Raw genomic sequence first — 20,295 nt, 5'->3', positions numbered from 1 at the left:
CGAACGGTGACGCCGGGAAAGCGCGGTCATGGGCCGGCTATAGCAAGCCCGCGAAGGGGGAGAATTCGGCTTTCTGCAAACGGCAAATTGCAGCGCTGAAGGGCTGTGGCTTTCTGCAAACCGCTTGATTTCGCCGACGAACGTCAATCGACAAGCGTGCCGACTTCGCGGATAAAGCCTTGCATGGCGCGAACAAATAGCACGATTTCGGCGGATGAAGCAGAGTATGTCGCGGGCGTTCGCCGGGCAACGCTCTCCTTCGGCTTCCTGTACCAATTCATGCAGTTCGTCATCAGCAGCGCGTTGTGGGCGATCCTCGGATACGACCCGATCAAGATCGCGCCAATCACCCTGATCCTGATGTTGAACGGGACGCTGATGTCCTATGCAATGGCGGCGATCCTCTTTCACTTTAGAGAGAGGTCCATTCTCTTCAAGCTTCTGCTCGGCTCTGCCCTGTCGCTCGTGGCGGCGGCCATCAATGCCGGCGTCGACTTCCTCTGCCACGGCCTGATCGAACATGGCGACCCGGGCGACATCAACTGGACCAATGTTGGCTACACCATCATCTACTGTATGGCGCTCTTCCACGGATGGGCGTTTCTCTACATCGCGCTTCTCGCCAATTTCGAGTTGCGCGAGCGCGAGCGCCGCCTCGCCGTGACGCGGGAGGAGGCACTGGCGGCGCAGATGCGAGCGTTGCGCTACCAGGTCAATCCGCATTTCCTGTTCAACACCTTGAATTCGATTGCCGGTCTGATCGAAGAGGGGGCTTCGACAGTGGCCGGTCGTATGGTGCTTTCGCTTTCTTCTTTCCTGCGCACCACGCTCGAACTCGACCCGATGCAGGACGTATGTCTGGCCGATGAACTGGCGCTGCAGCTCGGCTATCTGAACATAGAGGGCGAGCGCTTCTCCGACCGTATGCGGGTCAAACTCGACATCGCACCCGGGCTTGAGCAGGCGCTCGTGCCGAGCCTCATACTTCAGCCCCTGATCGAGAACGCCGTGAAACATGGTGTCGGCTGCTCGGTCGGCGCGGTCGAGATCCTCATCACGGCCACGCGACGTGGCGAAACCCTCGAGCTTTCGGTCGAAAACGACCTGACGGCGGGGCCGCCGCTGAGCGCCAAAAAACCAACCGGCACCGGTACGGGGCTCAAGAACGTTGCCGACCGCATCAATGCACGGTTCCCGGAGATGGGCGCTTTCATATCCGGGCTCGTGGCGCCGCAACGTTTTCGCGCATCCATCACCATGCCCCTGCGGATAGCTGGCCCCTAAGCCACCTTGGAAACGGCAAGCCGGCAAAGCCAAACGGCACAGAATCCCGCCGGAAGCGCCGCGGCTTTCTGCAAACCGCTTGAAATCGCCGACGAACGGCAATCGACATCGGCGCCCGCTTGAACCATAAAAATGGAATGAAACCAGAGGATGAAGCCAAATCGGGGGACGAAAGCGCCTATATCGCCAGCATGCGACGCGCGACGCTCTGGCTCGGTTTTCTCTACTGGTTCGTGGAATTCCTCATCAGCAGTATCCTGTGGGGTATACTCGGGATCGATCCGATCGTGTCTGCCCCCGGCAAATTGCTGCTGATGTCCTGTGGCATGGTTCTTTCCTACGGTATCGCGGCGACGATGTTTCGCGTCAGGCACCGGCACATCGCCACCAAGATCGTCGTTGGATTCTCGACCTCTCTCATAGCCGCCTTTGCCAATACCGGCATCGACTTCCTGCTCTATGTTTTATTCGTGCGTCCCGACCCGATCACGGTCGACTGGACGAATACCGGTTACACGCTCGTCTACAGCATGGCCACCTTCGTCGGGTGGTCGTTCTTCTTCGTCGCGCTGCTCTACAGCTTCGAGCTGCGTGAGCGCGAACGGCGACTGGCGATCTCGCGCGAGGAAGCATTGGCCGCGCAAATGCGCGCGCTGCGATACCAGGTCAATCCGCATTTCCTGTTCAATACGCTGAACTCCATCACCGGGCTGATCGAGGAAGGGCAGACCGTTGCAGCGACCCGCATGGTGATGTCGCTTTCCAACTTTCTGCGTACGACTCTGGAGCTCGATCCTTTGCACGACGTGCGGCTTGCGGATGAACTGGACTTGCAAGCCGGCTACCTTCACATCGAAGGCGAGCGCTATTCCGACCGGATGAAACTCAGGATGGACATTGCCAGCGGCCTGGAAGAGGCACTGGTGCCAAGCCTGATCCTGCAGCCCCTGATCGAGAACGCGGTCAAACACGGCGTTGGCCGCTCACCTGAACAGGTCGAGATCGTCATCAGCGCCGCCAAGGTCGGTCAGTCGCTTGAGATTGCCGTCGAGAACGATATCGCCGCGGACACCGATAGTGGGCGGCGCCAGTCCTCCGGCACTGGGATCGGCCTCAAGAACGTCGCGGATCGCGTCCAGGCGCGGTTTCCGGGGGTCGGGGCCTGTGTATCCGGGCTCGTGACGCCCAGGCGTTTCAGAGCCGCAATTACAATGCCCCTGAGGCTTGCATGAACCAAATCCAGACAGTCTCCCTTTCGATCCTCATCATCGACGATGAACCGCTCGCCAGACGCCGCTTGCTGCGCCTGCTCGGCGCGATGCCAGGGGTCGAGGTCTTGGGGACGGCCGGCAATGTCCAGCAGGCCTGCAGTCTCATCGCCGAGCTGCAGCCGGACGTGATCCTGCTCGATATTCAGATGCCTGGCGGCACCGGCTTCGACATCCTGGAGCACGTGGGCAGCAACGCGCCCGCGGTCGTCTTCGTGACCGCCTTCGATCACTATGCGCTTCGCGCCTTCGAGGCGGCTGCCGTCGACTATGTCACCAAGCCGATCGAGGCGAACCGCCTGCGCACCGCAATCGAGCGGGCACGCGTGGCGATCGCGGCACGAACGAGCACCGAACGTGTGGTGGAACTCAGCGAAACCGTGCGGGCACTGCGGCAGGCGCTGCGCAAACACGAAACCCAGTCGGCCGATCTCTGGATCAAATCCCGCGGAGAATTCGTTCGGATCGCGCTCGACCGGGTCGTGCGTTTCCAGGCGGAGCGCGATTATGTCCGCATCCACATCGAAGGCCGGTCCTATCTGCATCACGAAAGCCTGGCTTCGCTTGAACGCCGGCTCGACCCGGCAGAGTTTCTGCGGCTTCACCGCAGCTCGATCGTGCGCCGCGACTGTATCGTGGGGCTGAAGCAGGCCCCCTTCGCAGCCCTCATCGCCCTTCTCTCCGACGGCAGCGAAATTCGCGTCGGGCGAACCTATGCGCGCCATATCCGGCCGACCACGGGCGAGCGCCCTCAAGCGGACTGAGGGCCGAAACCGGGGCGATGGATCGGCTTTAGCGCAAGACGCCGCGCAGCCGCGGCACCGCAAAATCCACGAAGGCCCTGAGCTTCATCGGCACGAGGCCCTGCGGGAGATAGACCAGCTGGACCGGAAGCGGCGGGTGTTCGAACGCCTCCAGCAACGGAACGAGCAACCCTTCCGAGACGGGACTCGCTACCTGATAGGAAAGCACCCGCGTCAGGCCAAGGCCGGAGATGGCGGCATCGACGGCCGATTCCGCCGTGTTGACGATCAACCGCGACCGGATCGGCGCGGCCAGTTCGCGTCCATCGTCGAGGAAGCGCCAGACATGGGCGGCCGTGACGTTTTCGAAGGTGATGCAGTCGTGCTCGGCGAGTTCGTTCGGATGCCCGGGGGCGCCGTGCTGCGCGACATAGCCGGGGCTTGCATAGACCACGCGGCGGACTGAGCCGAGCCTGGTCGCCACCAGGTTGCTATCGGGAAGGTTGCCGATCCGAAGTGCCAAGTCGATATGGTCGTCAACGAGATTGGCAAACCGGTCACCCAGCGCCAGCCGCATATCGATCTCAGGATGAGCCTTCAGGAAGTCCACGACGACGGGAAGAACGTGCAGGCGACCGAAGACGATCGGGGCAGAGATCGTCAGGTCGCCCTTGACCGCGCTGTATTCGCCGGCGGCCACCCTTTCCGCCTCTTCGACCCGCGCCAGGATCTCCTTGGCGGCCTCGACATAGGAGCGGCCGGTTTCGGTCAAGAGGATCTTGCGGTTCGTGCGAGTGATGAGCTGGGCGCCCAGATGCGCCTCAAGCTCCGAGACCTTTCGGCTGACTGTGGCAAGCGGCATCTTGAGCTGCCGTGAGGCAGCCGACAGGCTGCCGCTGTCGATGACGGCGAGCAGAACCCCCATGGCGTCGAGGCGATCCATCTTTCCTTCCAAAAAACGGGAATCAGTCTATCGTTCCCGCAGTCTACTGCCAAAAAATGGAAAGTCATAGATTGACTTCGAAGGCGGTTCATCCCGAACCGTCGGAGGGCCGCGACGGTTCTCATGCTCTTCGAGGGACATCTCCCATGAAACTCTATCGCCATCCGCTGTCCGGCCACTCGCACCGGGCTCAGCTCTTCCTGTCGCTGCTCGGCGTACCGCACGAACTGGTCGACGTCGATCTCAAGGCCCGGGCGCACAAGGAGCCGGAGTTCCTGAAGCTCAACCCGTTCGGCCAGGTTCCGGTCCTCGATGACGACGGCACTGTCGTTGCCGACTCCAACGCCATCCTCGTCTATCTCGCCAAGAAGCTCGGCCGCATCGATTGGCTGCCGGAAGATCCGGCTTTGGCCGCCAGGGTGCAGAAGTGGCTTTCGGTTGCTGCCGGCGACATCGCCTTCGGTCCGGCGGCTGCCCGGCTCGTCACCGTGTTCGGCGCCAATCTGCGGGCGGAAGAGGCTGTCGCCCGGGCCCATCGCGTGCTGGCGCAGATCGATGCGGAACTGAGCAGCCGCGACTTCCTGATCGGCGCCCGGCCGACCATCGCCGACGTTTCCCTCTACAGCTACGTTTCCGCCGCACCCGAGGGTAATGTGGACCTTTCCGACTACCCGCAAGTCCGGGCCTGGCTTGCCCGCATCGAGCGTCTGCCCGGCTTCGTCGGCTTTGAAAAGACGGCCGTCGGCCTCGCCGCCTGACGAACTGGCCCGGGGCGGTCACACTGCCCCGGGCCTCACCCCAACGAGGTTTCAGATCATGCCGGACAATGCACAACAGAAGCGGCCGGACTCTCCCTGGCACGAAGGCGAACTCGCCATCCAGCGCAGCCTCGGCGTCGTCGAGCGCATGGATGCGACCGGGCGTAATTTCGTCCGCAGCTTCATGCCCGAGCAGCACCAGCAGTTCTTCCCGATGCTGCCCTTCGCCGTCTTCGGCGCGGTCGATGCGCAGGGTGACGTCTGGGCGACGATGCGCGCCGCGGCCCCCGGCTTCATGCAGGCGCCCGACGCCTGGAACCTCGACATACGGCTGCCCCGTGATCCAGATGATCCGGCGGATGCCGGCATGGGCGACGCACACTCGATCGGCATGCTTGGTATCCAGCTCGAAACCCGGCGCCGGAACCGGCTCAACGGCGCGATCCTGCGCGACGGCGACGTCAGTTTCACCATTCGCGTGCGCCAGAGCTTCGGCAACTGCCCGCAATATATCCAGCTCCGGCAGTTCTCCTTTTCCCGCGATCCATACGAACCGGCATCGCAACGGCCGATCCGTTACGCGGCCCTCGACGATCGCGCCCGGGCGATCATCGCCAACGCTGACACCTTCTTCGTCGCCTCCTATGTCGACCGCGATACCGGCGAACGGCAGGTCGATGTCTCCCATCGCGGCGGAAAGGCCGGCTTCGTTGAGCTCGGCGAAGATGACGTTCTGACCATCCCCGACTTCTCCGGCAATCTGTTCTTCAATACGCTCGGCAACTTCATGGTCAATCCGCGCGCCGGCCTGCTGTTCGTCGACTTTGCGACCGGCGACATGCTGCAGCTGACCGGCAGCGCCGAGGTCGTACTGTCGTCGCCGGAAGTCGCAGCCTTTCAAGGCGCCGAGCGGCTATGGCGCTTCCGCCCCGAGAAGGTCGTCTATCGCGAGGACGGCCTGCCGCTTCGCTGGGCTTTCGAGGATGGTGGGTGGTCGCCCAGCCTGCTGACAACGGGCGATTGGGATCAGGCAAAGGTGCGGCTGCAGGCTGCGGCCGTCGCCGAGGCGTGGCGAGCGTTTCGGGTCGCCCGCGTCGAAGAGGAAAGCACGACCATCCGCTCGCTTTACCTCGCGCCGGACGACGGCATCGGCCTCATGGCTCACCAGGCCGGCCAGCACCTGCCGATTCGGGTGAGGATAGACGCGGACGGCAAGGCACTTGTCAGAAGCTACACGCTCTCTTCCGCCCCGACCGACGCCCTCTATCGCATCAGTGTCAAGAATGACGGCACCGTCTCGCAATACCTGCACGGGCTGAAAACCGGCGACCGGATCGAGGCGCGCGCGCCGGCCGGCAGCTTCACGATCGATGGCACCGAGCGGCGACCGGCCGTGCTGATCGGCGCCGGCGTCGGCATCACGCCGATGGTCGCCATGTTGCAGCACATCGTCCACGAGGGGCGCCGCAAGCGCCGCACGCGCCCAACCTGGCTTTTCCAGGCCGCTCGGTCCCGAAACGAACGCGCCTTCGAGCGGGAGATTGCCGCTCTGGTCGAGGAAGGCCAGGGCAACATCCGCCTCATACGTGCGCTCAGCCAGCCGGAGACCGCGACCGAAGGGCAGGACTATGACGTCGGCGGCCGGATCGATATCAGCCACCTCAAGTCCACGCTGCCCTTCGACGACTACGACTTCTATCTCTGCGGCCCGGCGGCTTTCACGCAGTCGCTGTATGACGGATTGCGCGGGCTTAATGTGGCCGATGCCCGCATCCATGCGGAAGCCTTCGGGCTCTCGTCGCTGACCCGGCGGCCGGATGGCGGTGCTGGGCCGATCATGCCACCGCCCGCCAGCGCTCCCGTACACGTCGTCTTCGCGAAATCCGCCAAGGAGACCAGTTGGCAGCCGGGCGACGGCAACCTGCTCGATCTCGCCGAAGCGCGCGGGCTGACGCCCGAGTTCGGTTGCCGCAACGGCAGTTGCGGCTCCTGCAGAACGCCGGTGCTCGAGGGGAAGGTGACCTACCCGTCGCTGCCCTCCTTCCCGGTGGCAGAGGGCGAGGCGCTGATCTGCTGCGCCGTTCCGGCGGAAGGTGAGGAACGCAAACTGCATCTTTCGCTCTGAGCTCTGGTTCGGCTATTGATGATGCACCACATCATCAGGCAGTCGACGTCGACCGAGCGGGATGCGCCATGAACGACCAACAGATACGCGATATCGTGCTCTGGCTTTCCGACCAGGGCCTGAAAGGCCTGGAAGAGCCGGAGTTGTTTGCCGGCTTCTGCGAGCAATGCCGCGCAGCCGGCCTGGATCTGGCCCGCGCGCTTGGGCTGATCGACACATTGCATCCGGAATTTGAGGGCCGCGCCTTCCAGTGGAACGACGAGAGCGAGGTCACGCCCGAAGTCATCCAGTACGGCTCGACGACCACAGGCGAAGCACTGCTGAACTGGCAGAACTCGATCTTCTCCCACATGCTTCGCGACCGAGCGGCAGAGCGCCGCATCCGGCTCTCAGCCGATGAAGGCACCACCTACAACATAATCGACAAGCTGAAAGATGAAGGTCACACCGACTGCATCAGCATGATTCACCATTTCACCGACCAGGGCCGTGTCGGCGAGATGGACTGTTTCTATTCCTATTGGACGACGCGACGCGACAGCGGGTTCAGTGACGATGATGTCGCCGCACTGAGAATCCTGCTGCCGACCCTTGCGCTGGCCGTGAAGGCCGGCTCATGCGTGCGCATCATCAGCACGCTCGCAGACGTCTATCTCGGCGCCGACGCCGGTCAGCGCGTCGTCAAGGGCAGCATTGCCCGCGGCTCGGCGGAACGTATCGAAACGGTCATGTGGTTCTCGGATCTGCGCGGCTACACGCGCATCTCGGACACCGCCGCCCCCGACGAGATCATCCCGCTCCTCAACGACTATTCGGGCACGGTAATCACCGCCGTTCACGACCACGGCGGCAGCGTGCTGAAGCTCATCGGCGACGGCGTGCTTGCGATATTCAACGCCGACGATCCGGCAATCGCCTGCGCCAACGCGATTGCGGCGGAACGGCAGCTGCGCCGCATGCTGGCCGAGCTCAACGCACGCCGGCAAGAGGAGGGCAAGCCGACGACCGACGTCTATCTCGGCCTCCATATCGGCGAGGTCTTCTACGGCAATATCGGCAGCCAGACGCGGCTTGATTTCACCGTCGTCGGCCCCGCCGTCAACGAAGTGAGCCGCATTTCGTCGATGTGCCGTTCGGTGGAGCGGCACATGATCATGTCCTCTGATTTCGTCGAGGCCTGCCCGCCGGAACATCAGGTTCATGCGGTGTCGCTGGGTCGTTTCGCGCTGCGCGGCATCGCCCGGGCAAAGGAACTGTTCACCTGGGATCCGGAGCTGCCGGTGAATTGAAAAGGCGCCGTTACTGGCTCATCGCGCCCTGAGAGACGCGCGAGAGGTGGCGGTGCTGCAGTTCGGCCTGAACCTCACCCTGGAAGTCCATCACCTGCCGGCGCACTTCGTCTTCCGAGCAGCCGCAGGCAAAAAGTTCGTCGGCAAGGGCGCGGCACCGGCGGCGCCAGAATTGCAGCGCTTCGGCGCCATGCAGGTCTTCGAGCTCGGCGGCAGCGGTGCGGATGGCGGTCAATCTCCTCGTCACTGGAAACGGAACGATCGTACCTACGTCGGATTCCGTGGCTTTCACTGATTGATTGCCTGCCATCGTCTCATTCGCCCCCTGGAACTTCGTGCGTTGACGCGAACGCTTGAAGACGCCCTACGCTTGTCGATATCGAGCACCTCAGATGCCTCCGATGTCCCCAATCGAAGGCGAAGCACTCTGGTGATTCCTGTTCTACGAAGCTTATGGTTAACGTTTCCTTCCCGCCGACGCCGCCAAGTGCGGATTGATCCTCTGCAAGACGGAAGATGTCGACCCCGTCAAACACACGACACGGTTTTCGGCTTTTCTGGGTTGGTTTCCGGCACAAAACATGACATTGGAAATCATATTTCTGCTGACCCTCGGTCGCCGCCCCCAGTGAGTGCACCTGCATGTTGAAGCGTTTCTTCGCGTTTTACCGCCCCTATCGCGGCCTGTTCATTCTCGACTTCTCCTGCGCCGTATTGTCCGGCCTGCTCGAACTCGGTTTCCCGATCGCGGTGAAGCTGTTCGTCGACCAGCTTTTGCCGAGCCAGCAATGGACGCTGATCCTCCTGTCCTCGGCCGGCCTTCTGCTGGTCTATCTGCTCAACACCGGCCTGATGGCGACAGTTACCTATTGGGGTCACATGCTCGGCATCAACATCGAGACGGACATGCGGCGGATGGCCTTCGACCATCTGCAGAAGCTCTCCTTCTCGTTCTTCGACAACCAGAAGACCGGCCATTTGGTCGGACGCCTGACGAAGGACCTCGAGGAAATCGGCGAAGTCGCCCACCACGGGCCGGAGGACCTGTTCATAGCGATCATGACCTTCATCGGCGCTCTGTTGCTGATGCTGATGGTGCATTGGCAGCTGGCGCTGATCACGGCCGCCGTGGTGCCGATGACCGCCTGGGTCACCAGCCGCTATGGTGGGCGGATGACCCGAAACTTCCGCAGCCTCTATGGCCGTGTCGGCGACTTCAACGCCCGCATCGAGGAGAATGTCGGCGGCATGCGGGTGGTGCAGGCCTTCGCCAACGAAGCCCATGAGCGCAGCCTGTTCGAGACCGACAACCAGAACTATCGCCGCACCAAGCTCGAAGCCTATCGCATCATGGCCGCGAGCACGTCGCTCAGCTACATGAGCATGCGGCTGACGCAGCTGATCGTCATGATCACCGGCTGCTACTTCGTGCTAACGGGCGAACTGACGAATGGCGGCTTCGTCAGCTTCCTGCTGCTGGTCGGCGTGTTCTTCCGCCCGGTCGAGAAGATCAATTCGGTCATCGAGACCTACCCCAAGGGCATTGCCGGCTTCAAACGCTTCCTCGAACTCATGGAAACCGAACCCGATATCGAGGACCGGCCGGGTGCTGCCGACGTCTCCGGCCTCAAGGGCGACATCACCTATCGCGGCGTCTCGTTCGGCTATAGCGCCGAGAAGCCGATCATCCAGAACATCGACCTGACGATCCATGCCGGCGAGACGATCGCCTTCGTCGGCCCCTCGGGCGCCGGCAAGACGACGATCTGCTCGCTGCTGCCGCGCTTCTACGAGGTCAGCGAGGGTTCGATCACCGTCGACGGTATCGACATCCGTGACATCACGCTCTCGTCGCTGCGCGGCCAGATCGGCATCGTGCAGCAGGATGTCTTCCTCTTTGCCGGCAGCATCCGCGACAACATCGCCTATGGGCGGCTTGGCGCGAGTGAAGCGGACATCCTGGATGCCGCGCGGCGCGCCAAGCTCGACGGCATGATCCAGGCATTGCCGGACGGCATGGACACGGTAATCGGCGAGCGCGGCGTCAAGCTTTCCGGCGGGCAGAAGCAGAGGCTGGCGATTGCCCGCATGTTCCTGAAGAACCCGGCGATCCTCATCCTCGACGAGGCGACCTCAGCGCTCGACACCGAAACGGAAAGGGCGATCCAGCAGTCGCTGGCCGAACTTTCCAAGGGCAGGACGACGCTGATCATCGCGCATCGGCTGGCAACGATCCGCGATGCGGACCGCATCGTCGTCGTCGACGGCAGCGGCATTCGCGAACAGGGGCCGCATGAAACGCTGCTCGCCGCCAAGGGCGCCTATAGCCGCCTCTATCACGCCCAGGCAGGCGCCGGCTGACAAAGCCGCGGAGCTGCAGGCATTGCATGCGGAAGGCGGGGGCGATACGAACGGAACACAACGTCCCCTACCCTCCGTCCCATAGACCTTCAGCGCCATGAACACTCCTGATCTTTCCGTCCTTGAACGTGCCCTCGCAGCCTTGCCGCAGCACTACCCCGGACCGGGCGGCGTCGCCGGTGTGGTCAGAAATGGCAAGGTCCTCTTTCGCCACGCCTGGGGCTATGCCGGCCTGACGGCCCGCACGCCGATGACGATGGCGACGCGGATACCGATCTGCTCGATCACCAAGCATCTGACCTGCGCCGTTCTGCTGGATAGGGTCGGCGATCCCGAGAAGCTCGATCGGGCGCTCGACGCCTATCTCCCCTTGCTCGAAGGCAAGCGCCCGACCGCTGCCCATCTCTGTCACAACCAGTCCGGACTTCGCGACTACTGGGCATTGACGGTGCTGCAGGGCGCCAGCCACGACGGCGTCTTCCGCCGCGAGGATGCACGCCCGCTGCTCTCCAAGGCGCGCTCGACACACTTCGAGCCCGGCACCCGCTATTCCTATTCCAATGGCAATTTCCGCATTCTCGCCGATCTCATCGAGGAGCATACCGGCCGCTCGATGGCGGAACTCTATCAGCGCTCCGTCTTTGGCCCCGCGGCCATGCAGACCGCCGCCCTGACACCGGATACGAGCCTGCCGCCGGACGGCGTCGTCGGTTACGAGGGCAACGAGACAACAGGCTATTTCGAGGCGCTGAACCGCATCTACTGGGCCGGTGACGCCGGTGTTTCCGCCTCGCTCGACGATATGCTTGCCTGGGAGTGTTTTATCGACGGGACGCGTGACGATGCGGACGGGCTCTACCGGCGCCTTTCTGCACCGCAGACCTATGCCGATGGCCGCCCGGCACCCTACGGCTTCGGCCTCGCACACGAGACGATCGGCGATGCCGTCATCAGCGGCCATGGCGGTGCGCTTCGCGGTTTTCGCTGCCGCAGGCTCTACGCGCCGGCCGAGCGCCTCTCTGTCGTGGTGATGTTCAATCACGAAGGCGATGCCCATGCGGCGGCGGTCGCGCTGATGAAGATCGCCCTCGGCCACGAGGATAACGAGACCACATCCGGAAGCTGGGACGCCAAGGGCACCGGCAACTATCTGGATGCCGAAACGGGCCTCGCCCTTGTCACCAGGCCCAGCGGATCGTCCCGCGTCGAACTGCAGTTTGCTACCTCTCCCGAGTCGCTTTCCGTCAGCGCCGACGGCAGCGCCCGTTCGGCCGCAGTGACCCTGACAGCGCAAGGCGCCTCGCTTCGCATGGAGCGGCCTCGCGAAAATCTGACGGTGAGCGCTGACCGCGTTTCCGGCACGGCACTTCCCGATATCGCCGGTCGCTATCACTCAGTTGAACTCGACGCCCATCTCGACATCGCTTCCACCAATGGTGTCTTCTACGGTGGCTTCGACGGTTCGCTCGGGACCGGCGCGATGCACGCCATGCGACCGCTGGCCGAAGACGTCTGGCTTCTTCGCTGCAAGCGCTCGATGGATGCACCGGCACCGGGAGACTGGACCGTGCTTGTCCGACGCGACCAGCAAGGCAACGTGGCCGGCCTCACCATCGGCTGCTGGCTCGCCCGACGGATCGACTACACGAAGATCGGCTGACGCCGCGGTCGAAGCGACCGGATATTTTAAGCAGGGGTACGGCCGCGGGCCGCACACGACCAGGAACCGGAAGATCACAGCGTGAAGCAGAAGCGACCGACAGCCGCTCGAGAAACCGGACGCCACGCCGGGGCCGATTCCGGCAAGCGCGTGACGGTTGCCCGCGCACTTTCCAAGCTCGGCTATTGTTCGCGCACGCAGGCCGAAAAGCTCGTGCTCGAAGGGCGCGTCAGCGTCGGCGGACGCAAGATCACGGACCTTTCACACTGGGTCGCCGTCGACAAGGATCGCATCACGGTCGACGGCAAGCCGGTGCTTGCCGAAGAGAAGATCTATCTGATGCTGAACAAACCGCGTGGACTGGTCACGACCCGCCACGACCCGGAAGGCCGGCCGACCGTGTTCGATTGCCTGAGGGATATAGACACCTCTTTCCTGTCCCCGGTCGGTCGCCTCGACAAGGCGAGCGAAGGACTTCTGCTCTTCACCAACGACACGGTACTCGCCCAGCGCCTGCTTGATCCTGAAACCCATCTCGGCAAGGTCTACCACGTGCAGGTCGCCGGGCAGATCGGTGACGACCAACTCAAGCAGATGGTTGCCGGCATCGAGGAAGGCGGCGAAACCTTGCACGCAGCGCGGGCCGTCCACCTCAGGGGCGGCGACAAGAACACGTGGATCGAAGTCGAGCTGGAAGAGGGGCGCAACCGCCAGATCCGCCGCATGCTCGATGCGCTCGGCTTCGAGGTGTTGCGCCTGCTGCGGGTTTCAATCGGGACGATCGCTCTTGGCGATTTGCCGAAGGGGACGAGCCGCAGCCTGGCCCCTGAGGAAATCGCCTATCTGAGGCGACGCACGGGTCTTTGACGGCAGACGACGGATCTCAGTTTCCAAAACGGGCCCTTGCCACACGCATTATCTCCCCAAAACGCGGCAGTGAACGCAGGCTGTCCAGATCGTTGTCGTTTTCCATCCATACCAACAATTCGGGGCTCATCTTCGGCGTGATACGCTCAAGCGCGTCCAGGGCCGCTTCGGCGTCACCACTGATCGCCCAGGCACAAACCAGATTTGCCTGCAGCTGGATATTGTCGGGCTCAAGCAGACTGGCGCGCGATGCCCATTCGTTGGCCCTCTCGCGATCGCCAAGGAGGGCGAGGATGCCGGCGCCATGCCCGATCGCACCGCTGTGATCCGGCTCAGCAGCGACGATGCGCTCGATCCGGGCCAAGGCACGGCGACAGGCCTCAAGTGCCGCCTGCGCGTCGCCCTTGCCCTGGTAACATTGGATAGCCATGGCGGCGGCGTTGTAGTCCGTGGGGGCCAGCGCCGCGGCCCGCTCAAAGTGGCGTATGGCGTCGTCATAGCGACGCTGCATGATGAAGGTTCGACCGGCAGCGAGATTGGTGGCGTAGTCGTCAGGCTCGAGCTGCAGGGCAATAGCACATTGCCCCTCCGCCTCCTCGAACTGTCCTCGATATAGAAATAGCAGCGCCTTTGCGGCATGGGCGCTGGCGAGACCGGAATCGAGTTCGAGGGCGCGGTCGATTTCCAGCTCGCCTGTTTCCGCACCTCCGACGCTGCGCCGCAGCCGGTTGAGCGTTTCGCCAAGAAGGGCCCAAGCCCGTGCATTGCCGGGCTCCAGCTCGGTCACGCGACGGCAGAGCCGGATGATCAGCGGCAGATGTCGCTCGGACCCGGTGATGTTGTATTCACGCGCCAGGAGAAACAGCTTGTAGGCTTCCGGATCGGTCGGCGCTTTGCGCTCCAATGCCTGGCGCTCCGCAGGTAGGAGCTGAAGCCGGAGCGCCTCGACGACGGCACTTGCCAGGTCTGACTGCAGCCGCAACACGTCCTTGATCTCTCGGTCGAAGCGCTCGGCCCAGACGGTCGCCTCGTTTGCGCCATCGATCAACTGCGCCGCCAGTCGCATTCGGTCACCGGCCTTGCGCACGCTGCCTTCGAGGATGTAGGCGACGTTCAGTTGTTGTGCGACGACCCGCGCGCTCTGTGGTTTCATCCCGAAGGAGGTCGCCCGCGAGATGACCGAGAGCGACGAGAGTTTGCTGAGGTCGATGATGATGTCCTCGGTAACGCCGGCACTGAAATAGTCCTGCTCCGGATCGCCGCTCATATTGGTGAAGGGCAGGACACAGATGCCGATCCGTTCGCGCTTGCCACCGGTCTCTGGCGGCCCGCCAGGGTGGATGGCGAAGGCGCGGACGGCGCGCTCGATGTTCTTGAGCGACATCGGCCCGAGGTCTTCCAGGGCAAGGCTCAGCTTTCCGGCGACGTGCTCGCGGACAGCTTCGGAGAGGATGATCCCACCGGGCTCGGCGAGAGCTTGCAGCCGTGCGGCGATGTTGACCCCTTCCCCATAGAGATCACCATCTTCGGCGATCACATCACCCAGGTTGAGCCCCATGCGAAAGCGGAGTGAAGGGTCGGTTGCCGCGGCCACGCTCTGAAGCGCCATTGCGCATAGGGTCGCATCGACCGCACTCGCAAACTCGATCAGGGCGCCGTCACCCATCAGCTTGACGATCCGGCCATGGTGCCGCACCAGCGTCGGATCGAATGCCGCAAAGGCCCCCTTGACGCGGGCAAGCGTACCGGCCTCGTCGCGTCCCATCAGCTTGCTATAGCCGGCGATATCGATACAGAGAACAGCGGCCAGTTTGCGCATCCAACCATTCCCATGGGCGAGCGCTCACCGTGAAGCTTTAGCCTCCCCGAGGTCAGTCCAACACACCCAGGCATAAGAAACAAGCGAAGACACCTGATCGCCCCTGAACTCAAGGGCGCGGTACCACGCCGCCCTTGATGGGTGGAAATCCACCCACACGATTGGCCGCATGTTTCCAAATCCACCCAAATCAGCGCCCGCGCCCGACAAATACGCGCCGTCACCCCGCTAAGCCGTTGTCTGCTCTACGATTGCGTTTGCAAATGGGGGTACCCAGAACCGGCGCGGGAGGAAACCTTGCCGGCTGGCCGATATTTCATCCGGGAGGAAGAGATGAAAACCTTGAATGCCCTGCTCGGCGCTGTTGCCGCCCTGTCGCTTTTCGCCGTTTCCGCCAATGCACAAACCTATCCCGAACGCTCGATCACCATGGTCGTGCCGTTCTCGGCCGGTGGCCCTACGGATACCGTCGCGCGTCTTGTGGCTGAATCCATGTCCAAGGATCTCGGTCAGCAGATCATCGTCGAGAACGTCGGCGGCGCCGGCGGGACGCTTGGCGCCGGCCGCGTCGCCCAGGCCGATCCGGATGGCTACACCGTGCTTCTGCATCATATCGGCATGGCGACCAGCGCCACGCTCTACCGCAAGCTCGCCTATGATACGCTGAACTCCTTCGAATATGTCGGCCTCGTTACCGAAGTGCCGATGACCATCGTCGCCCGCAAGGATCTGGAGCCCGCCGACCTCAAGGGTCTCGTCGAGTACGTCAAAGCGAACAAGGACACCGTCACCGTCGCCAATGCCGGTATCGGCGCCGCCTCGCATCTCTGCGGCATGATGTTCATGAGCGCCATCGAGACACCGCTGACGACCGTGCCTTATAAGGGCACCGGCCCGGCCATGACCGATCTTCTCGGCGGCCAGGTCGACATCATGTGCGACCAGACCACCAACACCACGAAGCAGATCCAGGGCGGCACGATCAAGGCCTATGCGGTCACCTCACCGGAACGCCTCAAGGTCTTCCCCGATCTGCCGACGACCGCCGAAGGCGGCCTACCGAACCTTCAGGTCGGCATCTGGCACGGTATCTACGCCCCGAAGGGCACGCCCGCCGAAGTGACCGAACGCCTGTCGAAATCGCTGCAGGTCGCGCTCAAGGATCCGAACGTCGTCGCCCGCTTCGGCGAACTCGGCACCGAACCCTCCTCCGACGCCGATGCGACCCCGGCCGCGCTGAAGGCAAAGCTTGAGAGCGAAATCGCCCGCTGGAAGCCGGTGATCGAAGCAGCCGGCCAGTACGCCGACTGATCCATGGCTCGTCGCGCCGCGTCCCGGTTCACCCCGGAGCGCGGCGCCTCTGACATTGGGGAAGCTGCGACGGTGCCCGGAGAGGGGTCAAATGCCGTCAACCGCTGTTGACAGCTGTCAACGTGCGCCGCCCAATGCGCGAACCCGGCGTGACGCCGGCAAATGCCAATGCGGGAGGCGGTCAGGAAAGCCTCGGCCGGCTGCCCCGCCCAGAACATATGGGGACACGATGAAATCACTCTCCTTCGACACCACCAATGCGCTCTGCGGCGGGATATTGACAGCGGTCGGGCTGTTCTTCACCTGGCAGGCCTTCAATCTCGAGCTTGGCACCGCCTTTCGGATGGGCCCCGGCTACTTCCCGCTGGTGCTCGCGATCATCCTGACGCTGCTCGGCATCGTGATCCTCGTGCAGTCCACCCGCGTCCAAGGCGAGCCCATCGGCCCGATCGCGCTGCGCGGCATGGCCTTCATCCTGCCGGCACCCATCTTCTTCGGCCTGACAGTCCGTGGCCTCGGCTTCGTGCCGGCGCTGTTCTTCACCGCGCTGATCGCCTGCTTCGCATCGGGCCGGATGAAACCGCTCATGGCGCTGGCGCTTTCACTGGCGCTGACCGCCTTCTCGGTCGCGGTGTTCAGCTATGGCCTCGGCCTGCCCTTCCAGCGCTTCGGCCCCTGGGTCCAGTTTTAGGAGACGCGCGATGGAACTCTTCAGCAATCTTGCGCTCGGTTTCGCAACCGCGGCCTCCCCTGCCAATCTGCTCTTCTGCCTGATCGGCGTTTTGCTCGGCACCTTGATCGGCGTGCTTCCGGGCATTGGCGCCACGGCGACCATCGCCATGCTGCTGCCGATCACCTTCCAGCTCGAACCGGTCTCGTCGCTGATCATGCTCGCCGGCATCTACTACGGCGCCCAATATGGCGGCTCTACCACCGCCATCCTGATCAACATGCCAGGCGAATCCTCCTCGGCGGTTACCGCGATCGACGGCTACCAGATGGCCCGCAAAGGCCGTGCTGGTGCGGCACTCGCCATTGCAGCGCTCGGCTCATTCTTCGCCGGCACCGTCTCGACGTTCCTCGTCGCAGTCTTCGCGCCGCCGTTGACCGAGATCGCTCTGAAATTCGGCGCGGCCGAATATTTCTCGCTGATGATCGTCGGCCTCGTCTCATCCATCGCGCTCGCCCATGGATCGATCACCAAGGCTCTGGCCATGGTGGCGCTGGGCCTGCTGCTTGGGTTGGTCGGCACCGACATCTATTCCGGCACGCCGCGTTTCACGCTCGGCATCCGGGAGTATGCTGACGGGCTGAACTTCGTCGCGCTCGCCGTCGGTGTCTTCGGCATCGCCGAAATCCTGCGCAACCTCGAAAGCGAACGCACCCGCGAAGTGCTTATGGCCAAGGTCACGGACCTGATGCCGACGCGGGATGACTTCAAGCGCATGTTCGGACCGGTCGTGCGCGGCACCATCATCGGCTCGGCGCTCGGCATTCTGCCCGGCGGCGGCGCGATCCTTGCTGCTTTCGCCTCCTATACGGTGGAAAAGCGCGTCTCGGACCGTCCTGAAGAGTTCGGCCATGGCGCCATCGCCGGCGTCGCCGGTCCGGAAAGCGCCAACAATGCCGGTGCGCAGACCTCGTTCATCCCGCTGCTCACCCTTGGCATTCCGGCCAACCCGGTCATGGCACTGATGATCGGAGCGATGATCATCCAGGGGATCGTGCCCGGTCCGAACGTGGCGTCCGAGCAACCCGCGCTCTTCTGGGGCATCATCGCCTCGATGTGGATCGGCAACCTGATGCTGGTGGTTCTCAACCTGCCGTTGATCGGGCTCTGGGTGAAACTGCTCAAGATCCCCTATTACGTGCTGTTCCCGATCATCATGGCGTTCTGCTCGATCGGCGTCTACAGCGTCAACTCGAACGTCTATGACCTCTATGCCGTCGCCTTCTTCGGCCTCGTCGGTTACCTGCTGTTGAAGCTGCGCTGCGAACCGGCGCCGCTGCTGCTCGGCTTCGTGCTCGGGCCGCTGCTTGAGGAGAACCTTCGCCGCGCCATGATCCTGTCGCGCGGCGATGCGACGACCTTCGTCACCCGACCGATCAGCGCGATCCTGCTTCTGATCGCGGCATTGGTGCTCATCGTCGTATTCCTTCCGAGCGTGAAGGCCAAGCGGCAGCAGGTCTTTGTCGAGGAGGATTGATCACTGCCAGCCATTTTCTCGACAATAGTTATATAAATCAATATCTTAAGACGCCGCGCCTCCAACCGGACGCGCGGCGTTCCCTTGACTGCGGCATTCTGCCCCTGCGCGGTTTGCCACATTGAGCTTTGTCAAGCCGCTCGCCTATCTCTCACTCATCGAAGAAAGAGACGAGGACGAAGCCGAGCAATGACACGCCGCACGAAATCAAGATGGGACAAGACCCTGCGCACCCTGTGCGCCGTGGCTCTTTTCCTGCTGGGTTTCGCCCATCTCGGCCTTGCCTTCGCCGCCCCAATCTCGCCAGCCGATTACGCGCTCTACGCGCTTCCCGACGGATCACTGCCGGATTTCTGTCAAACCGGCATTGACGCCGACGGGAAGGAAAAGCCGGCGCAGAAACATGTCTGCAGTGCCTGCCGGTTCTTCTGGGCGCTGCTAACGCCGCCGGATGACACCGTCGGCGAGCGCTTGCAAGGTAGCCTTGCGCCCACGGCTGCGGTGACCGCCGTACAGCCGCCAACACAGGTTCATTCGCCGAACTCCAGTCCGCGCGGACCGCCCCAAACCATCATCTGGCTTTGAAACCGCGTTGACAGCTGTCAACGCCCTCCTTCGATGTCGGATGGCAGCGAGGCGTCGTGCCTCCTTGTATCCGCAATGCGGACATATCCCATGCCCGAAACCCAATCCACAGTCGCGCCCTCCGCGGCCCCTCCCCTTGCGTCCTTGGGCAGACCGCCGCGTCTTCCCGCCCGCAGCCGTGTGGTCGGTGAAAACTTCACACTGCTTTTTGAAGGTGGCCGCAACCGCTCGCTCTTTCGCGTGCTCGACGGTTGTATCGTCCTCTCTCAACTGCTTGACGACGGCCGCAGGCAAATCACCGATGTGCTCGGTCCCGGCCGTCTTTTCGGTTTCACAATCGATGGACGCAACATCGCCACGGCGGAAACCTTGAGCATCGCGCGTATCGAATCCCTGGGCGATGCCGAACTTCACGCAACCAATCCGGCTGTTGCCAGCGAGTTGAAGACGACGCTGCATCGGCTGCAGACGCATGCCACCCTGCTTGGTCGCAAAACCGCGAGCGAGAAGGTGGCAAGTGCCTTGGTCGAACTGTCGCGTCTGTTCAATCGCAGCGGCGTCCCTGCCCGACTGAGCTTCCACCTGCATCTCACCCGGGCAGATCTTGCCGACTGGCTCGGCCTTACCGTCGAGACCGTCAGCCGCTGTCTCAATCGCTTCAAGCGCGAAGGCCTGATCGATTTCAACCATCCGAAGACCATGCGCGTGCTCGATCCCGAACGCCTCGAAGCCGCAGCGGGCCTCACCCGCAAGCGGGCGGCCCGCAGCGCGCATCCCCAGAACTGAAGATCTCCGAACAGTCCATCCCCACCCGGACTGCCTCAGAAAAGGAAGAACAATGATTGCCAGACTTGTCTACAACGTGCCGGTGTTCGGCTGGATGCTGAGGGAAGCCGTGCAGGGATCGCAGACGGCAAAAGTCCTGTTTGTGATCAACTGCGCATTGATCTGGCTGCTCGCGATCGTCGCCTTCGGCTACCCGGCGATCATCATCCCGGCGTTGGTTCTTGTGCCAGTCGTTTTCGTGCTCCTGATCCTGATCACCATGGGCTAATGGCTAAAGCCTGTCGCGCAG

18 protein-coding genes are annotated in these 20,295 nt (G+C 63.0%); 15 read left to right on the top strand and 3 right to left on the bottom strand.

Annotated features, from left to right (window positions below; translation table 11 throughout):
- Positions 1–183 precede the first annotated feature (183 nt).
- The 3 genes from ACTJKM_RS29080 (at position 184) to ACTJKM_RS29070 (ending at position 3,316) form a co-directional block, all read left to right on the top strand.
- A complete protein-coding gene (locus ACTJKM_RS29080) occupies positions 184–1,284 on the top strand; it encodes a sensor histidine kinase (RefSeq protein ID WP_440661463.1) in 1,101 nt (366 codons plus the stop codon).
- Between the two features lie 137 nt (positions 1,285–1,421).
- Positions 1,422–2,516 (top strand): sensor histidine kinase, encoded by a 1,095-nt coding sequence (locus ACTJKM_RS29075; protein WP_440661462.1) that lies wholly within the window; start codon positions 1,422–1,424, stop codon positions 2,514–2,516.
- A complete protein-coding gene (locus ACTJKM_RS29070) occupies positions 2,513–3,316 on the top strand; it encodes a LytR/AlgR family response regulator transcription factor (protein WP_113513289.1) in 804 nt (267 codons plus the stop codon). The genes ACTJKM_RS29075 and ACTJKM_RS29070 overlap by 4 nt, the downstream gene beginning before the upstream one ends.
- Positions 3,317–3,344: 28 nt before the next feature.
- Here the strand turns inward: ACTJKM_RS29070 and ACTJKM_RS29065 are convergent, their stop codons facing one another.
- Positions 3,345–4,238 (bottom strand): LysR family transcriptional regulator, encoded by an 894-nt coding sequence (locus ACTJKM_RS29065; protein WP_058327602.1) that lies wholly within the window; start codon positions 4,236–4,238, stop codon positions 3,345–3,347.
- A 146-nt stretch (positions 4,239–4,384) separates the two neighbouring features.
- Between ACTJKM_RS29065 and ACTJKM_RS29060 the strand changes: the two genes are divergently transcribed.
- From ACTJKM_RS29060 to ACTJKM_RS29050, 3 genes are all read left to right on the top strand, one after another.
- Positions 4,385–4,996, top strand: coding sequence for a glutathione S-transferase family protein (locus ACTJKM_RS29060; protein ID WP_440638751.1), 612 nt, complete (start codon positions 4,385–4,387; stop codon positions 4,994–4,996).
- A gap of 58 nt (positions 4,997–5,054) precedes the next feature.
- On the top strand, positions 5,055–7,121 hold the full coding sequence (locus ACTJKM_RS29055) for an FAD-binding oxidoreductase (protein WP_058327604.1): 2,067 nt from the start codon (positions 5,055–5,057) through the stop codon (positions 7,119–7,121).
- A 68-nt stretch (positions 7,122–7,189) separates the two neighbouring features.
- Positions 7,190–8,410, top strand: coding sequence for an adenylate/guanylate cyclase domain-containing protein (locus ACTJKM_RS29050; protein ID WP_440661461.1), 1,221 nt, complete (start codon positions 7,190–7,192; stop codon positions 8,408–8,410).
- Between the two features lie 10 nt (positions 8,411–8,420).
- Here the strand turns inward: ACTJKM_RS29050 and ACTJKM_RS29045 are convergent, their stop codons facing one another.
- Complete coding sequence (locus tag ACTJKM_RS29045) at positions 8,421–8,720, bottom strand: DUF6074 family protein (protein ID WP_058327606.1); 300 nt, start codon at positions 8,718–8,720, stop codon at positions 8,421–8,423.
- A gap of 332 nt (positions 8,721–9,052) precedes the next feature.
- Here ACTJKM_RS29045 and ACTJKM_RS29040 point away from each other — a divergent pair, with 332 nt between their 5' ends.
- The 3 genes from ACTJKM_RS29040 to ACTJKM_RS29030 all read left to right on the top strand — a co-directional run bounded on the left by ACTJKM_RS29040 (position 9,053) and on the right by ACTJKM_RS29030 (position 13,298).
- On the top strand, positions 9,053–10,771 hold the full coding sequence (locus ACTJKM_RS29040; RefSeq protein WP_110880206.1) for an ABC transporter ATP-binding protein: 1,719 nt from the start codon (positions 9,053–9,055) through the stop codon (positions 10,769–10,771).
- Between the two features lie 97 nt (positions 10,772–10,868).
- Positions 10,869–12,431, top strand: a complete 1,563-nt coding sequence (locus ACTJKM_RS29035) for a D-aminopeptidase (RefSeq protein WP_058327608.1) — start codon at positions 10,869–10,871, stop codon at positions 12,429–12,431.
- Positions 12,432–12,512: 81 nt separating this feature from the next.
- Positions 12,513–13,298, top strand: a complete 786-nt coding sequence (locus ACTJKM_RS29030) for a pseudouridine synthase (protein WP_058322683.1) — start codon at positions 12,513–12,515, stop codon at positions 13,296–13,298.
- Between the two features lie 16 nt (positions 13,299–13,314).
- Here ACTJKM_RS29030 and ACTJKM_RS29025 read toward each other — a convergent pair whose 3' ends face one another.
- On the bottom strand, positions 13,315–15,117 hold the full coding sequence (locus ACTJKM_RS29025) for a TPR end-of-group domain-containing protein (RefSeq protein WP_058327609.1): 1,803 nt from the start codon (positions 15,115–15,117) through the stop codon (positions 13,315–13,317).
- A gap of 333 nt (positions 15,118–15,450) precedes the next feature.
- On the opposite strand from ACTJKM_RS29025, the gene ACTJKM_RS29020 reads away from it, so the two are divergent.
- The 6 genes from ACTJKM_RS29020 (at position 15,451) to ACTJKM_RS28995 (ending at position 20,274) form a co-directional block, all read left to right on the top strand.
- Positions 15,451–16,428 (top strand): tripartite tricarboxylate transporter substrate-binding protein, encoded by a 978-nt coding sequence (locus ACTJKM_RS29020; RefSeq protein WP_058322685.1) that lies wholly within the window; start codon positions 15,451–15,453, stop codon positions 16,426–16,428.
- 229 nt (positions 16,429–16,657) lie between these two features.
- Positions 16,658–17,119, top strand: a complete 462-nt coding sequence (locus ACTJKM_RS29015; protein WP_058322686.1) for a tripartite tricarboxylate transporter TctB family protein — start codon at positions 16,658–16,660, stop codon at positions 17,117–17,119.
- A gap of 10 nt (positions 17,120–17,129) precedes the next feature.
- On the top strand, positions 17,130–18,635 hold the full coding sequence (locus ACTJKM_RS29010) for a tripartite tricarboxylate transporter permease (RefSeq protein ID WP_058322687.1): 1,506 nt from the start codon (positions 17,130–17,132) through the stop codon (positions 18,633–18,635).
- A 189-nt stretch (positions 18,636–18,824) separates the two neighbouring features.
- A complete protein-coding gene (locus ACTJKM_RS29005; protein ID WP_058322688.1) occupies positions 18,825–19,220 on the top strand; it encodes a hypothetical protein in 396 nt (131 codons plus the stop codon).
- Positions 19,221–19,310: 90 nt separating this feature from the next.
- Positions 19,311–20,006: a helix-turn-helix domain-containing protein gene (locus ACTJKM_RS29000; RefSeq protein ID WP_162764705.1), complete on the top strand. Its 696-nt coding sequence runs from the start codon at positions 19,311–19,313 to the stop codon at positions 20,004–20,006.
- 52 nt (positions 20,007–20,058) lie between these two features.
- Positions 20,059–20,274, top strand: a complete 216-nt coding sequence (locus ACTJKM_RS28995) for a hypothetical protein (RefSeq protein WP_058322690.1) — start codon at positions 20,059–20,061, stop codon at positions 20,272–20,274.
- Positions 20,275–20,295: the final 21 nt, after the last annotated feature.

The sequence above is a fragment of the Ensifer sp. 22460 genome, assembly GCF_052044935.1.
Taxonomy (GTDB): domain Bacteria; phylum Pseudomonadota; class Alphaproteobacteria; order Rhizobiales; family Rhizobiaceae; genus Ensifer.
The sequence above is the reverse complement of the archived record's forward strand: the minus strand, read 5'-3'. Positions and strand labels throughout refer to the sequence as shown.